This is a genomic window from Bacillus sp. FDAARGOS_1420, assembly GCF_019344915.1.
Lineage (GTDB): Bacteria > Bacillota > Bacilli > Bacillales > Bacillaceae_G > Bacillus_A > Bacillus_A mycoides.
Map to the genome: position 1 here is coordinate 2,948,589 of NZ_JAHWJB010000002.1, position 16,807 is coordinate 2,965,395.

Below are 16,807 nucleotides of genomic sequence, written 5' to 3' on the forward strand. Positions count from 1 at the left end.
TTTCTATGTATTCAGCTTAGTTCATATAACCATTCACTAATTCATAACATCTTTCTTTTGTCATCTTATATTTCTCTTCCGAAGCCTCTATACGTCTCATCGTTCCATTATTTGGATCTGTACCAATCGCTGTAACTTTACTTTCTTTTTCTTTAACCCATGCAATCTGTTTTGTTTTTAATGACTGAAATGCATCAGCTGACATCGTATTTTTTAATGTACTGTAAATTTCATTTAGTTTATTATCCCATAGTTGATAATTTCCTTCTATTTCATTTACTATGTCATTTGTTGACATAACATTTGTATGTTTTTCTTCGTTTTCTAGAGCAACTAACTTATTTAGAGCCTTAGTTTTACCTAATACTGAAGAAGATTCTTTTTTTGGCTGCTTCTCTTCTTTTGAACTAGTATACGTACTGGAATCATTTCCCTTAGCTGTTTCTTGCTCTTGAATAAAATCTTGTTTCGTTACCTTTTCTTGCTCTTCATCATCTACATTGTGAGTAATAACAGATGTTTGGGCATCCACAGCAACTACTCCGTTACTTTCTTTAAAAATATATTTCTTATTTCCACTATTCTCTTCTCTAACGAAAGAGACATTCTTGAAACCTTGAACTCTAAGAATTTCGTTAGCTTCTTCTTTAGTTAACTTTAAATCTACTGGCGTATTTGATGACCATTTATCCATTAACCATTTTCCATCAGTATAAACTAAAACAAATTCCCACGTCTCCGCTTCATTCCCCATATCATTTGCAAGGATAAGCGTCTCAATCTTTAAAACATCATTTTTCTGTGAACAAGTTATTCTCACGTCTGGCTCAATATGAATTGGGAATGGCAACATATCCGTCTCTCTAGACCTATTAAATGTGTCAAGCGACTTAGGAAGCTGATTTTCTACAAACTTATCTGTAACTAATCCCTTAACTCCTTTTTTCGCTGTCTCCATATCTCCAGGATTATTTCGGCTCCATCCATTTTCTTTTTCCATCTCACTAAAAGCGTTTGCTATCCTATCTACGCTCTTTCGTACAATCTTTTTCGCTTCTTTTCCTGTCACTTCTGGTGCTTCATCAAGCTGTTCAATCTTTTCATTTACTTGAACTTTGTTTTCACTTTTTTCACAACCTGCTAGAACAAACATACTAACTACCAAGCAAAATGACATTACTTTACTTAATTTTTTCATATACTCACATTCCTTAATCCTATTTATTCGTTACGTATCCCTATCTTCGAGAGAAACCCAACAATTACCTATTGTATCAATAATTTTTTATTTATATATTAATTTTTATATTAAAATAAACAATAAATTTAATGTTATTTTCAAATATACACTCTAAACATCGCTTATCCTTTTCTTTCCTGACTTCGATATTCCAAAAAATTTGACATTATTTTCTCGTATTTGTATAAAAAATTTTACAGTGTGTAAAAAAAACGATTCGATGTTCTTTTCATTTGCTCACTAATATTTTGAAGCAATCCGTAGTTTTCAAATAGTCCTTCCCACAAATAGCGGACAGAACTTTACTTTACCTTCCCTTATATATATTCCCCACTATCCTTTCTCTAAAGTTATCTTTTGGCACGCTATTTGCTTTATTCAATACTGTGAAAAGGGGGAAATTAACATGAATTTAAGAATTACTAAAATCCAAAATCAACTACAAAAATATGAAATTGACGGATTACTTATTACTAAAAAAGAAAATCGCCAATATGCAACAGGCTTTACAGGTAGCGCTGGCGTCGTCTTAATCTCTGCGGATAAAGCGGTTTTTATAACTGATTTTCGCTATGTAGATCAAGCGAAATCACAAATAAAAGAAGCTGAAATTATTATGCATAAAGGAAATCTAGAAAAAGAAATCGCAAATCAAGTATCGAAATTAAACATTCAAAAACTTGGAATTGAAGAAAATAACATGACATTACAACAATATAAAAACTTACAAAAATACATACATGCGGAAATGGTGCAAGTGTGCGAAATCATCGAAGATATTCGCATTATTAAAGACACACCTGAAATAGAAACAATGAAAATTGCGGCTAATATTGCTGACGAATCATTTCACCACATCCTTACGTTTCTAAAGCCAGGAATAAGTGAGACTGATGTCCGAGATGAATTAGAATTTTTCATGCGAAAGAAAGGGGCTACATCCTCATCATTTCAAATTATTGTAGCTTCTGGCGTTCGCTCTTCACTTCCTCATGGCGTTGCATCGAATAAAATAATCGAGCACGGCGATATCGTTACCTTAGATTTCGGTGCACTTTATAACGGGTATTGTTCCGATTTAACACGTACTGTAGCGATTGGCGAACCATCGGAAGAATTCAAAAAAATATATAATGTTGTATTAGAAGCATTAAAGCGTGGAACTGCAGCCATTAAACCTGGAGAAACTGCGAAAAGTATCGATGATATAACGAGAGATTACATTACAGAACATGGATACGGTCAATATTTCGGCCACTCTACTGGTCATGGGCTTGGATTAGAAATTCATGAACCTCTCCGTCTATCCCAAGAAAGTAAGGCTACTTTAGAAGAAGGTATGGTTGTTACAGTTGAACCCGGTATTTATATACCAAACTGGGGCGGGTGTAGAATTGAAGATGATATTGTCATCACAAAAGAGGGCTATGAGGTTATTACAAAGGCAAATCGGGAACTAATTGTCATTCCCTGTTAAAAATCATGAACTTTTTAACAGGAGCTTTTTCATAACTACTTTAAGTGGTTTCACGTATTTGAAGATGAGATCAACCATCGCGGACAAATTCGTTTAATTAAAAAGATGCAAAAAGCTCATTCAGTAAAGTAAGAAAATGCCACCGAATAAGGTGGCATTTTCTTTTATTCATTAACGAATAACTTTTCGTTTACTTTTTTAGCGACTACCGCTACCGATATTAAAATGCATATTAAATATAGCAATTTCGAAATAAATAACCACCCTTGAAACATTACAATTCCATCTATTATCTCATTTCCTTTCAATAACAAAAACGGAATCGTGCTAATTATAATGACAAACTCGATGCTGAAAACAATTTTCTTTTTTCGACTATATGCTTTCCATTCATCCCAGCGATACATAGGAGCAAAAATCAATACTCCTATACATAATATTACTGGTACCCATTCACTTTTAAGAAATTGCCCCGAAATAACTGATAATAGTAAACAACCTAGCACACCATAATATCCTATTTTCTCTCTCATTCGTACTCCCCCATTCTACTTCCCCTTTAATATGTAACTCGCTATGCTTATAACAAATTTCAGAAAAATAACTACTACAATTACAATATAAAGACCTTTTGCAGACGACATCCATTGTTGAAAAATAGACATTTTCTCCATTTGCTTCTGCCCTTCTATTAAAATAAATCCTACGAAAAATGAGCAAACAACAATGATACCTATCATAATTCCGATACTTTTCTTACTATATTGTTTCATATCATCCCAGTTATATAAAAGGATAAATACAAATCCGAAAACAGGTATGATACTGATCCATTCATTGTTTGTAAACAGGTATGATACTGATCCATTCATTGTTTGTAAACAGGTTTAAAATGATTAATAGACTACAAGATATAACGAATCCCCAAAATCCAATTTCTTTGCGCATAAGCCCTCCTTTAATTCCATTTTTAGGATTAATTGTATTGTAACATCCATTTATTGTTCTTACCATTACAGTACATGAAATTTCACTTTTTTCTTTGTCCTATACTCACATACTTTCACTGCTTCCATACAATGAACTACACGAATGCCTAAAGGATGTGAATGTTATGGGAGTTGAATTAACGCTTTTACATGCTCTCTATGTTCTTTGTTTACTCACTATTATTACCTTTTTTATTTTTAGAAAAGATACGACGATCATTTGTATCGTTTTCATCTTTTTATTAGCATTAACCGCTACAAGTTCTATCCCTCTTGCTATTAGCGGTATTTTTCAAAGTTTCATTTACGCCATTACTGAGCTATTACCAACTATATTAATCATCTCCATTATCGTATCAATGAGCAATCTACTCGTTCATACCGGCATAAATGATACGATGATTTCACCATTTACAAAGATGATTCGGACACCTGCACATGCCTACTGGATTATCGGTCTTTTAATGATGACAATTTCCTTTTTCTTTTGGCCTTCTCCAGCTGTCGCCTTAATGGGGGCCATTTTATTACCAGTCGCTGTACGCGTCGGCCTTCCGCCAATTGGAGTCGCAATCGCTATGAACTTATTCGGACACGGCATCGCCTTATCTGGTGACTTCGTAATTCAAGGTGCACCGAAATTAACTGCAGACGCTGCTGGTCTTCCTGTTTCCAGCGTTGTTTCAGCCAGTGTTCCCCTCGTTATTGTTATGGGTATTGTGACAACTTCCGTCGCATTTTTCTTCTTACGAAAAGAATTTCATACAGGCTTATCTATACAAGAATCTATTCCATTAACTGAGTCTTCTAAAACGCTCACTTCATTATCTTCTCGGACAAAAAAATGGCTCGCTATTGGTATTCCGATCGTATATGCCATAGATATTCTTTGCATGATTCAATTTAAACTACAAGGAAGCGACGCCACTGCACTTATCGGCGGGACGACTGTTATTATGATTATCATCATTTCTCTCATCGCCTACAAAGGTAATGGACTGAATAAAACGACCGATTATTTTATAGAAGGGCTCCAATTTGGATTTAAAATCTTTGGTCCAGTTATCCCAATTGCTGCACTCTTTTATTTAGGAGATAGCGGCTTTGTGAAAATTATCGGGGACTATTTACCGAAAGGTTCACATGGAATCATTAACGACTTAGGAATCGCCTTATCTCAAACTGTTCCTTTAAACCAATATGTATCGGCGGGAACATTAACTATCGTTGGTGTCATAACAGGCTTAGATGGATCTGGATTTTCCGGTATATCACTTGCTGGTTCGATTGCAAACCTTTTCGGAACAGCACTTGGGCATGGAACAGCTACATTAACAGCACTCGGGCAAATTGCAGCAATCTGGACCGGCGGTGGCACTTTAATTCCTTGGGCGCTTATTCCTGCCGCTGCCATATGCAAAGTAGATCCGTTTGAACTTGCACGCCGAAACTTTTTACCAGTTGTGATTGGCTTAATCGTCACCACGATCGTTGCGATGTTTATCCTGTAACGTAAGCAAGATAATACTTGCTTACGCCTTTTTAGGTTAAATATTGAAACATACTAACCTTCAAAAGGGTTTATTTATTACGTAGCGAAATTATATTAAGAGAGTATTTATTTCAAAACGTTTACGAGAAACAGATTACTTCAATTAGAAAAGGGGACATAACTATGAATGAATTGATTTTTGTCTTATTAATTTGTCCATTACTTATCTTTATCGTTTCTGTTATTGGAACACGTAGAACGAGAACGTACTATGTAATGCCAATTGTAACGTTTGCTAGTTTTTTAATAGTAGGTGCTATCGCCTTCCCTCCAAAGTTTTTCTTTTGGGTCGGTATGTATAGTATCTTCTCATTTATTATTTCTTATATGACTCTATTGTTTGTGAGAGGATATGAAGTTGCAGAAAACAATAAGTAGTTATTAGTGAGGAGATTGTAATATGATTTTCTTTGATATCGATGGAACTTTACATACAATTTTAGCAATGATATAAAAAAGACGACCACGTTCCCCCGCGGTCGTCTTTTTTCGTGTTACGCTGTAATCCAAGCTTCGTTTGCTGGATTTTTACGCCACTCTTGTAACTTTTTCGTTTCAGCTTGTCCGATCATACCTTTTTCTGCTGCAACTTCAGTTAATGCACTGTAATCACTTAAAGAATATGATGCTACGTTTGCTGCTTCTAGTTTCTCTTTTCCTGACTCAAGCTCGTATGTGAAGATTGATACGATTCCTAATACTTCACAGCCAGCTTCGCGAAGTGCTTCTACACATGTAATTGCACTACCGCCAGTTGAAATTAAGTCTTCTACTACTACTACTTTTTGACCTTTTTCAGCTTTTCCTTCGATTTGGTTCCCTTTACCGTGACCTTTTGCTTTACTACGCACGTAGCACATTGGTAAATCCATACGATCGCTTACCCATGCAGCGTGTGCAATACCAGCAGTTGCTGTTCCTGCAATAACTTCTACAGTTGGGAAGTGCTCTTTAATTAACTCTTCTAATCCAGCTGCAATCGCTTGGCGTACTTTTGGATAAGATAAAGTTAAACGATTATCACAATAAATTGGTGATTTTATACCAGAAGACCAAGTAAATGGGTCATTCGGTTGTAAAAATACTGCTCCAATTTCTAATAAATGCGATGCGATTTCTTTTTTCATACTGTTACACCTTCCCACTGTTGTTTTACTGTTTTATACGCTTCAAGCGGATTTTCTGCTTTTGTAATACTACGTCCTACTACGATGTAGCTTGAACCAAGTTCCCTCGCACGTTTCGGTGTTGCTACGCGCACTTGGTCATTTACATCATCGCTTGCAAGACGAATCCCCGGTGTTACTGTTACAAATTCATTTCCGCATACTTCACGTAATTTTGGTACTTCAAGTGTTGAACAAACAACGCCATCAAGTCCACTTTCTTTCGTTAATTTTGCATAATGAGCAACCGCTTCTTCTAACGTTTTCTCAATGCCAATCTCTTTTTTCATCATAGCTTCCGAAGTACTTGTTAATTGTGTAACGGCAATACAAATCGGTCTCTCTTTTCCTTCTTGCTTACCTTCCTCTAATCCCTCAATCGCAGCTTTCATCATACTGCTTCCCCCAGCAGCATGAACATTTACCATATCTACATCTAGACTAGCTAGGCTACGCATAGCGCTTTTTACTGTATTCGGAATATCATGAAGTTTTAAATCTAGAAAGATTTTATGTCCTTTTTCTTTTAAGTACGTAATAATTGCAGGACCCTCTTTGTAAAACAACTCCATACCAACTTTGACAAATAACTCTTCCCCTTCAAAGTGACGTAAGAATTGTTCTACCTCTTTCTTACCTGGAAAATCCAGTGCAACGATTAGCGACTGTGACATGTTTGCTTCCAGCTCCTTCCTTGACATTCCGAAATGTGATCAAATCCTAATTCATCTAGTAATGCAGGTAACTCTTCAATAATTGTTGGACATACGAACGGATCGATAAAGTTCGCCGTTCCAACTGCAACCGCGCTTGCGCCAGCATAGAAGAATTCAATTACATCTTCCGCTGTTTCAATACCACCCATTCCGATGATCGGAATGTTAACCGCTTGACTTACTTCATGTACCATACGAATTGCTACTGGCTTAATCGCAGGCCCTGATAGTCCGCCCGTACGGTTTGCTAAAATTGGTTTTGCAGTTTTTAAATCTAGACGCATACCAAGCAATGTATTAATCATCGTTAAACCGTCCGCACCCGCATTTTCAATTGCTTTTGCAATTTCCACAATGTTTGCCACGTTCGGTGACAATTTCACATATACCGGTACTTCAGAAACCTCTTTTACTCGCTTCGTTAAATCAGCAGCAATTTCAGGATTTGTACCAAAAGCGATACCACCCGTTTTTACGTTTGGACAAGAAATATTTAATTCTAGCGCATGAACATTAGGTGCCTTTGAAATCGCCTTCGCAACCGCTACGTAATCCTCAGCTTGTGAACCCGCAACGTTTGCAATAATCGGAAGATCAAATTGCTCGAGAAAAGGTAATTCAGAATTCATTACCTTTTCTAATCCAGGATTTTGAAGCCCGATTGCATTTAGCATTCCGCCTGGTGTTTCAGCAACACGAGGCGTTGGGTTTCCATAACGAGGTTGTTCTGTTGTCGCTTTAATCATAATTGATCCAAGTACACTTAAATCATAGAACTGTGCATACTCACGACCAAATCCGAAACAACCAGATGCTGGGATGATTGGATTTTTTAATGATAACCCTGGTAATTCAACTTGCAATCTGTTCATAGTACAACCTCCCCGATTGGAAATACTGGTCCGTCGCTACACACCTTCTTGTAAGAATGTCCACTCGGATCTGCTTGCAAATGGCATACACATGCGAAACATGCTCCGATACCACAGCCCATACGTTCTTCTAATGAAATGTAGGCTTTTCTCTCCTTATAGCGTCCTTCTAATGCACGAAGCATCGCTAAAGGTCCACATGAGTAGAGAATGTCAAAGTCAATTCCATAGCTATCGATTACATCTGTTACAAACCCTTTTGTACCATGTGTACCATCAACAGTTGCAACATACGTATCACCAAGTTCTGCGAATTTCTCTTCATAGAAGACAACATCTTTCGTTTGGAAACCTAAGATGTGAATAACGCGTACTCCTTTTGCTACAAGACGCTGTGACAATTCATATAGTGGTGGTACACCAATTCCTCCACCAACTAATAGAGCCGTTTGTCCAGATTCCGCTTCTTCTACAGGAAATCCATGACCAAGTGGTCCTAACACATCTACAAGTTCACCTTGTTTTCTTTTCGCTAATGTTTTTGTCCCTTGTCCTTCCGCACGATATAGCATTGTAAATTCGTTCTTGTCTTGATCGACATTACAAATACTAATTGGGCGGCGCAGAAGGGGCGTAATGCCCTCTGCTACCTTAATGTGTACAAACTGCCCTGGATCGTTCATTTGCTGCACTAAATCCCCTTGAAGCACTAATTCGTAAATGTTTTTTGCGATTTCTTTTTGGTTAACGACGATCATATTTTGCTTTTGCATCATGCATGTACCACCTCGTGACGCTTCGTTTGCGTAATTTCTTTCATTGAATGAGCTGAGAATGTCATAGATTCTAATACTCCCAAGATTGCTCTCGTTGTATCAAGTGATGTTAAGCAAGCCACACCATTTTCTACTGATTCACGGCGAATGCGGAAACCATCACGCGCTGGTTGTTTGCCTTTTGTTAATGTATTGATTACAAACTGTGCTTTCCCTTGACGAATAATATCAAGTAAGTTGTAGTCTTCAGAATCAATTTTGTTTACAACTTGCACCGGAATGTTTTGTTCTGTTAGCGATTGTGCTGTTCCTGCTGTTGCTAATAAGTTATAGCCGATTTCATGGAAGCGTTTTGCAATTTCCAGCGCTTCTTCTTTATCTTTATCCGCTACAGTGATGATTACTGATCCGTGCGTTGGAATGTTAATTCCTGAAGCAACAAGTCCTTTATATAATGCTTTTTCAAGCGTTAAATCTTTACCCATTACTTCCCCTGTTGATTTCATTTCAGGCCCTAATGTTGTATCAACTGAGCGTAGTTTCGCAAATGAGAATACCGGTGCTTTTACATACACTTCCTTCTCTTCTGGGTGATAGCCAGTTCCATATCCTTGTTCTACAAGGTTTTGACCTAAAATAACTTTCGTTGCGATATTTGCCATCGGTACGCCTGTAATTTTACTTAAGAATGGTACTGTACGGCTCGCACGTGGATTTACTTCAATTACATACACTTCATCTTTGAATACTACAAACTGAATGTTTAGTAATCCAACAATGTTTAAACCTTTTCCAAGCCCAATTGTATGTTCAATAATTTGTTCTTTTAGTTTTTCAGATAAGCTCTGTGGTGGATATACTCCAATTGAATCCCCAGAGTGAACTCCAGCGCGTTCGATATGTTCCATAATACCTGGAATGAATACATTCTCACCGTCTGAAATTGCATCTACTTCAATTTCTTTACCAACCATATAACGGTCGATTAATACTGGGTGATCTGCGTGAACTTTAACCGCATTTTTCATGTAGTGCAGTAATTCTTCTTGACGATATACGATTTCCATCGCACGTCCACCTAGTACGTAAGATGGTCTTACTAATACTGGGTAACCAATTTTGTCAGCGATCGCTACTGCTTGCTCTACAGTCGTTGCTGTTTTACCAACTGGTTGCGGGATACCAAGCTTTGTTAAAGCTGCTTCAAACTTATCACGATCTTCTGCACGGTCTAAATCTTCAAGTGATGTTCCTAAGATTTTCACACCGTGTGCTTCTAATTTAGCCGCTAAGTTAATTGCCGTTTGTCCACCAAATTGGACGATAACACCTTCTGGCTTTTCTAAATCGATAATGTGCATTACATCTTCGATTGTTAATGGTTCAAAGTATAATTTGTCAGAAATACTGAAGTCTGTTGAAACTGTTTCTGGGTTGTTATTAACAATGATTGCCTCATACCCAGCTTCTTTTATTGCCCATACAGAGTGAACTGTTGCATAATCAAACTCAACACCTTGACCAATACGGATTGGACCAGATCCTAGTACAACTACACTCTTACGATCTGTTACAATCGATTCATTCTCGTCACCATATGTGCTGTAGTAGTATGGTGTTGCAGATTCAAACTCTGCCGCACAAGTATCTACCATCTTATAAACAGGAGTCATATTGCTTTCTTTACGCATATCGTAAATTTCACGCTCTGTTTTGTTCCAAGCATTGGCGATGTAATGGTCACTGAAGCCCATTTCTTTTGCAGATTGTAACACTTCCATATTTCCTACATTCGCTTTTACTTCGCGTTCCATGTTTACGATATTTTCAACTTTTTGTAAGAAGAAGAAGTCCATTTCACACCATTCGTTGATTTCTTCTTTCGTTACACCTTGACGGATCGCTTCTGCTACAACGAACAGACGCTCGTCATCAGCTTTTATAATACGCTTTTTCATCGTTTCTTTATCAAGCTCTTTTAAGTGGTCTAACTCTAGGTGATAAACGCCAAGCTCTAAAGAACGGATCGCTTTTAATAATGATTGTTCTAAGTTACGTCCAATTGACATAACTTCACCAGTTGCCTTCATTTGTGTACCAAGTGTTCTGTTTGCTGATTCAAACTTATCAAATGGCCAACGTGGAATTTTTGAAACAACATAGTCTAATGCTGGCTCGAAGCAAGCGTATGTTTTTTGTGTTACTGGGTTTATAATTTCATCTAATGTTAAACCGACTGCAATTTTCGCCGCTAGCTTTGCAATTGGATATCCAGTTGCTTTAGATGCTAGTGCAGACGAACGACTCACACGCGGGTTTACTTCGATTACATAGTATTGGAAGCTATGTGGATCAAGTGCAAGCTGAACGTTACATCCACCTTCAATTCCTAATGCACGAATAATTCTTAATGAAGTGTTTCGTAACATTTGATACTCACGGTCACTTAATGTTTGGCTCGGTGCTACAACGATAGAATCACCTGTGTGAACCCCAACCGGATCGATATTTTCCATGTTACATACTACAATCGCGTTATCATTCGAATCGCGCATTACTTCATATTCAATTTCCTTACAACCAGCAATACTCTTTTCTAATAAACATTGTGTTACTGGACTATGTTTTAATCCACCTGATACGATTTCAATTAGTTCTTCTTCATTATTACAGATTCCGCCACCTGTTCCCCCCATTGTAAATGCTGGGCGAACAATAACTGGATAACCAATTTCTTTTACAAATTCATGTGCTTCTTCCAGCGTATGAATAATCGTACTAGATGGAATTGGTTCATTTAATTCCTGCATTAATGTACGGAATAAATCACGATCCTCGGCTTGCTCGATTGCTGATAATTTTGTTCCTAAAATTTCAACTCCGCACTCTTCAAGTATGCCTGATTTCGCAAGTTCAACCGCCATGTTTAGGCCTGTTTGACCACCTAATGTTGGTAAGAGTGCATCTGGGCGTTCTTTACGAATAATACGGCTTACGAATTCTAATGTTAATGGTTCTATATATACTTTATCTGCTGTTGCAGTATCTGTCATAATTGTTGCTGGGTTAGAGTTAACAAGGATTACTTTGTAACCTTCTTCTCTAAGAGATTGACAAGCTTGTGTTCCAGAATAATCAAACTCTGCTGCTTGCCCAATTACAATTGGTCCTGATCCGATTACTAAAATTGTGTTAATGTCTAGGCGTTTTGGCATAACTCTTCCCCTTCTTTCTTGAAGTTTTCAATCATTGCTAAGAAATCTTCGAATAAATCATTTGCATCTTCTGGTCCTGCAGAAGCTTCTGGATGGTATTGCACTGTAAATGCTGGGAACTTCGTATGACGAAGACCTTCTACTGTTCCATCATTTAAAGCAACATGTGTAATTTCCAGTTCTGTATTTCCAACTGATTCTTCTTCTACTGCGTAACCATGGTTTTGAGATGTAATTGCCACTTTTCCAGTTGCAAGATTTTTTACTGGATGATTTAAACCACGGTGACCGAATTTTAACTTACTTGTATTCGCACCAGATGCCAGGGCGAACAATTGATGTCCTAGGCAAATCCCGAATAAAGGAACTTTACCAATAATTTCTTTTAACATTTCAATTGCTTCTGGTACATCTTTCGGGTCCCCAGGTCCATTACTTAACATAATTCCATCTGGGCTAAGGCGTAAAATTTCTTCTGCTGTTGTATTGTAAGGTACAACAATTACATCACAATCACGCTTATTTAATTCTCGTAAAATACCATGTTTCATTCCGAAGTCTACAAGTACAACTCGGTGTCCACGGCCTGGACTTGGGTATGGATCTTTTGTTGATACGCGTTTCACATGATCTGTAAAGACAGTTGCTTTCAATTGGCTAACGATGTCCTCTACATCCACATCCATATTGCAAAGACGTCCGCGTAAAGTTCCATATTGACGGATTTTTCTTGTTAATTTTCTCGTATCAATTCCCTCTAATCCTGGGATGTTTCTTTCTTTTAAGTAATCATTTAACGAAATTTCATTACGGAAGTTTGATGGGTGATCACAAATTTCATTTACGATTAAACCATTTACAGATGGGTGAATCGATTCAAAATCGTCACGGTTGATGCCGTAGTTTCCGATTAATGGGTACGTAAACGTTACGATTTGACCGCAATATGATGGATCAGATAATGTTTCTTGATATCCAGTCATTCCTGTTGTGAATACAACCTCACCTGACTTTTCAATTTCTCCTCCGAAACCTTTTCCAATTAATACTGTTCCATCTTCTAAGATAAGTTGTCTTTTCATACTAATGCACTCTCCTTTTGCCATGCGATCTTACCACCAACGATTGTCATTACCGGCCATCCTTGGCATTTCCAACCTGCGAATGGTGTATTTTTTCCTTTTGATAAGAATGTTGTTGGATCAATCTCTTCTTCTTGTTCTAAATCAATGATTGTAATATCAGCTGTTCTACCTTCTTTCAGGCGACCTGCTTCTAAGCCGAATGTATCAGCTGGCTTTTCTGTTAAGAATTGAATTAACTGCTCTAATGTAATAATTCCTTTTTTCACAAGGTTTGTGTATAGAAGCGGGAATGCTGTTTCAAAACCAGTAATTCCGAATGGTGCTCTTTCAATTCCTTGTGCTTTCTCTTCCGCTGTATGCGGTGCATGATCAGTTGCGATCATATCGATTGTTCCATCTAATAAACCTTCAATTAGTGCTGCGTGATCTTCTTTTCCACGAAGCGGTGGGTTCATTTTAAAGTTAGGATCAGCTGATGGGATATCATCTTCACATAACACTAAGTGATGAGGTGTTACTTCTGCTGTCACCTTAATTCCAGCACGTTTCGCGTCACGGATTACACGTACAGATCCTTTCGTACTTACGTGACATACGTGGTAGTGACAATTTGCCGCTTCAGCAAGCAGTATATCCCTTGCAATATGTACAGATTCACATACTGATGGGATACCGTTTAATCCGTGTTTCTCAGAAAACTTCCCTTCATGTACACAACCTTTATTAATAAGAGTATTCTCTTCACAGTGCGCAACTACTGCCATATTTAATTTTGATGCACGCTTCATAGCCGCTAACATCATGCTCGCATCTTGTACGCCTACACCGTCATCAGTGAAAGCAAACGCTCCAAGTTCTTTTAACGTTTCAAAATCGGTCATTTCAGAACCTGCTTGACGTACTGTAATTGCTCCATATGGTAATACATTTACATGTGCTTTTTCTTTAATACGCTTTTGCAGGTCTTCCATATGTTCTTTACAATCTGGTACTGGGCGTGTATTTGGCATTGCGCAAATTGTAGTAAATCCACCTTTTGCTGCTGCAAGTGTTCCTGTTTCAATTGTTTCTTTATGTTCACCACCTGGTTCACGAAGATGAACGTGTACATCTACTAATCCAGGTGCGATTAACTTTCCATTTACATCGATTACTTCAGCATTATCTGCCGTAATATTTTCTGCTACCTTCGCAATTTTACCGTCTTGTACGAGAAGATCTGTTGCTACAATTGTTCCTTCTTCATTCATATAACGACCATTTTTAAACAAATAATTCATGTTTCATTCCTCCTAATACATTTGGTAATGCGCGTTTTAGTACAGCCATTCTTACGTAGACCCCGTTTTCCATTTGCTTGAATATGCGTGAGCGTTCACACTCGACAAGTTCACTTGCAATTTCAACATCACGGTTTACAGGGGCTGGATGCATAATAATGCTTCCTTCTTTCATACGTTTTTCTCTTTCAATTGTTAACCCATGTTGCTCGTGATACTCTTTCATAATGTCTGTTTCATAATGGTCATGACGCTCATGTTGTACACGAAGTAACATCATCACATCCACTTCTGGAACAAGTTCATCTAAACTCTTGTACGTTCCAAATGTGTTCTCTTCATCTTTCCACTCTTCTGGGCTTGCAAAGTAAATTGTCGCGCCCAGTTTCGTTAATGCTTCTGCATTAGAACGTGCTACTCGGCTATGACGAACATCCCCAACTATTGCAATCTTCAAACCTTCAAATCTTCCAAACTCTTGTTTAATTGTTAGAAGATCGAGTAGACATTGCGTTGGATGATTTCCACATCCATCTCCAGCGTTCAAGATTGGGATATTCACCTGATCTTTTAATTCATCGAAGTAACGATCTTGCTCATGGCGGATGACTACCGCTTTTGTTCCGATTGATTCTAGTGTTCTTATCGTATCGTATAAAGTTTCTCCTTTTTGTACGCTAGATGCATCTGCGGAAAAGTCTAATACTTCAAGTCCTAATCTCTTCTCAGCAACTTCAAAGCTAAATCTCGTCCTCGTACTATTCTCAAAGAACAAGTTCGCAACAAATGTTTGCTCTGTCGTTTTGCTCTCTTTTCCATTCGCGAAATCTTCTGCGTCTTTTAGAATTTCTGAAATTTCTACTTCCGATAATTCACTCATCGTTAACAAATGGCTCATCGTCATCCCTCATCTTTCTGATTTTTATGTTACCACTTTTGTATTTTTATAACAATACCTGTATAAAAATACCCTAGTCGTGTGAGACTAGGGTGCATGAAAGAAGCCACCCTTTCCGGTCTCACAGGACTGAATTAAAAGGTTATTATTATGAAGCAATCTGCTTAGATTGTTTTATTTGTTTCGTTTCCGGTAGTAGTAGATTTAATAGTACACCTACAATTGCTGCTAGCGCCATTCCTTCTACTTGGAACGATTCACCTACGTGCAGTACCGCCCCGCCAATACCGATTACTAGTATTACTGATGCAATCATTAAGTTTCGTTTGTCACTTAAGTCTGTTTTATCATCTACCATCATGCGTAAACCGCTTGATGCGATTACACCGAATAGTAAGATTGATACACCACCCATAACTGGTGTTGGAATCGAATGAATCAGTGCTGAAATTTTCCCGATAAATCCAAACATAATTGCGAACACTGCTGAACCGATGAATAAGTATACACTGTATGCTCTCGTAATTGCTAGCACACCGATGTTTTCACCGTACGTTGTATTCGGTGGTCCACCTATTAGTGATGCGATTAATGTTGCTACCCCATCACCGAATATTGAACGGTGTAAGCCTGGTTTTTCAATTAAATCTCTTTTAATAACATTTCCAAGTACAATTTGATGTCCGATATGTTCTGAAATTGTTACTAGTGCAACTGGTACCATTAAGAGTACAATTTTCCATGAAAACTCCGGAGTGTATGTTACAAACGGTACTGTGAAGTCTGGTATGACAAACCATTTTGCCTCAGCTACTGGCTTTAAATCTACTAGCCCTTGGAAGTAAGCGAATATATACCCGCCGATGATTCCAAGTAGCACTGGTATGATACTGAAAAATCCTCTCCCGAATATGGAGCAAATGATTGTAATTGCTAATGTTACTAATGCTACTGAAAAGTGTGTAATGCTATACTTACCATCCGCACCGTTCATCGCCATATTAACTGCTGTATGTGCTAAAGCTAGACCGATTACCATTACGACTGGACCAACTACGATTGGCGGAAGTAATTTCATAATCCACCCTGATCCTGACTTCTTAATTCCGAGTGAGATTAAGATGTACACAAGTCCTGCAAACAAACCACCGAGCATTGCTGCTCCAGGTCCACCTGCTGTTTTCGCTGTTATAATCGGTGCGATAAAGGCGAATGATGATCCTAGATAGGCAGGTACTTGACCTTTTGTTATAAGAAGAAACGCTAGCGTTCCTAATCCACTTGATATTAATGCTACTGACGGATTCAATCCTGTTAAAAACGGAACAAGCACTGTTGATCCAAACATCGCGAACAAATGTTGTATACTTAAAAATAACCATTTTCCCGGTTTCGGTACTTCATTAACGTCTAATACTGGCTTTTGTTCCATTGTTACATCCTCCTTCAGTTTAATTCTTTGCAATAAAAAAACTCTTTGTGCCTGTGCACAAAGAGTCCTACACTTTCGTATGCCAAATTTGACATATGAAAGCCAAGAC

The 16,807-nt window shown here is 37.8% G+C and carries 14 protein-coding genes and 1 pseudogene; 3 read left to right on the forward strand and 12 right to left on the reverse strand.

Annotated features, from left to right (window positions below):
* Positions 1 to 16: 16 nt before the first annotated feature.
* Positions 17 to 1,198, reverse strand: a complete 1,182-nt coding sequence (locus I6L50_RS25205; protein WP_219303426.1) for a lysozyme inhibitor LprI family protein — start codon at positions 1,196 to 1,198, stop codon at positions 17 to 19.
* A gap of 448 nt (positions 1,199 to 1,646) precedes the next feature.
* Between I6L50_RS25205 and I6L50_RS25210 the strand changes: the two genes are divergently transcribed.
* Positions 1,647 to 2,717 (forward strand): M24 family metallopeptidase, encoded by a 1,071-nt coding sequence (locus I6L50_RS25210; RefSeq protein WP_078206263.1) that lies wholly within the window; start codon positions 1,647 to 1,649, stop codon positions 2,715 to 2,717.
* Positions 2,718 to 2,881: 164 nt separating this feature from the next.
* Here the strand turns inward: I6L50_RS25210 and I6L50_RS25215 are convergent, their stop codons facing one another.
* The gene (locus I6L50_RS25215; RefSeq protein WP_219303427.1) at positions 2,882 to 3,250 is read right to left on the reverse strand and encodes a YoqO family protein; all 369 of its coding nucleotides are present in this window, start codon (positions 3,248 to 3,250) and stop codon (positions 2,882 to 2,884) included.
* A gap of 15 nt (positions 3,251 to 3,265) precedes the next feature.
* Positions 3,266 to 3,665 (reverse strand): annotated as a pseudogene (locus I6L50_RS25220) (YoqO family protein).
* Positions 3,666 to 3,831: 166 nt separating this feature from the next.
* Between I6L50_RS25220 and I6L50_RS25225 the strand changes: the two are divergent.
* Positions 3,832 to 5,217: a hypothetical protein gene (locus I6L50_RS25225; RefSeq protein WP_219303428.1), complete on the forward strand. Its 1,386-nt coding sequence runs from the start codon at positions 3,832 to 3,834 to the stop codon at positions 5,215 to 5,217.
* A gap of 164 nt (positions 5,218 to 5,381) precedes the next feature.
* Entirely contained in the window at positions 5,382 to 5,636 is a 255-nt protein-coding gene (locus I6L50_RS25230) for a YbeF family protein (protein ID WP_002033769.1), read from the forward strand.
* A 116-nt stretch (positions 5,637 to 5,752) separates the two neighbouring features.
* Here I6L50_RS25230 and pyrE read toward each other — a convergent pair whose 3' ends face one another.
* From pyrE to uraA, 9 genes are all read right to left on the reverse strand, one after another.
* Positions 5,753 to 6,385, reverse strand: coding sequence for an orotate phosphoribosyltransferase (gene pyrE / locus I6L50_RS25235; RefSeq protein WP_002137968.1), 633 nt, complete (start codon positions 6,383 to 6,385; stop codon positions 5,753 to 5,755).
* On the reverse strand, positions 6,382 to 7,098 hold the full coding sequence (gene pyrF, locus I6L50_RS25240) for an orotidine-5'-phosphate decarboxylase (RefSeq protein ID WP_219303429.1): 717 nt from the start codon (positions 7,096 to 7,098) through the stop codon (positions 6,382 to 6,384). The genes pyrE and pyrF overlap by 4 nt, the downstream gene beginning before the upstream one ends.
* Positions 7,083 to 8,012 (reverse strand): dihydroorotate oxidase B catalytic subunit, encoded by a 930-nt coding sequence (gene pyrD, locus I6L50_RS25245; protein WP_002088238.1) that lies wholly within the window; start codon positions 8,010 to 8,012, stop codon positions 7,083 to 7,085. Before pyrD ends, pyrF begins: the two co-directional genes overlap by 16 nt.
* A complete protein-coding gene (pyrK, locus tag I6L50_RS25250; RefSeq protein WP_002088239.1) occupies positions 8,009 to 8,788 on the reverse strand; it encodes a dihydroorotate oxidase B electron transfer subunit in 780 nt (259 codons plus the stop codon). Before pyrK ends, pyrD begins: the two co-directional genes overlap by 4 nt.
* Positions 8,785 to 12,003, reverse strand: a complete 3,219-nt coding sequence (gene carB / locus I6L50_RS25255; protein ID WP_219303430.1) for a carbamoyl-phosphate synthase large subunit — start codon at positions 12,001 to 12,003, stop codon at positions 8,785 to 8,787. The genes pyrK and carB overlap by 4 nt, the downstream gene beginning before the upstream one ends.
* Positions 11,988 to 13,085: a carbamoyl phosphate synthase small subunit gene (locus I6L50_RS25260; protein WP_219303431.1), complete on the reverse strand. Its 1,098-nt coding sequence runs from the start codon at positions 13,083 to 13,085 to the stop codon at positions 11,988 to 11,990. Before I6L50_RS25260 ends, carB begins: the two co-directional genes overlap by 16 nt.
* A complete protein-coding gene (pyrC, locus tag I6L50_RS25265; protein ID WP_219303432.1) occupies positions 13,082 to 14,368 on the reverse strand; it encodes a dihydroorotase in 1,287 nt (428 codons plus the stop codon). The genes I6L50_RS25260 and pyrC overlap by 4 nt, the downstream gene beginning before the upstream one ends.
* A complete protein-coding gene (pyrB, locus tag I6L50_RS25270; protein WP_219303433.1) occupies positions 14,352 to 15,266 on the reverse strand; it encodes an aspartate carbamoyltransferase in 915 nt (304 codons plus the stop codon). Before pyrB ends, pyrC begins: the two co-directional genes overlap by 17 nt.
* 148 nt (positions 15,267 to 15,414) lie before the next feature.
* Entirely contained in the window at positions 15,415 to 16,698 is a 1,284-nt protein-coding gene (gene uraA, locus I6L50_RS25275) for a uracil permease (RefSeq protein WP_113937197.1), read from the reverse strand.
* Between the last annotated feature and the right edge of the window lie 109 nt (positions 16,699 to 16,807).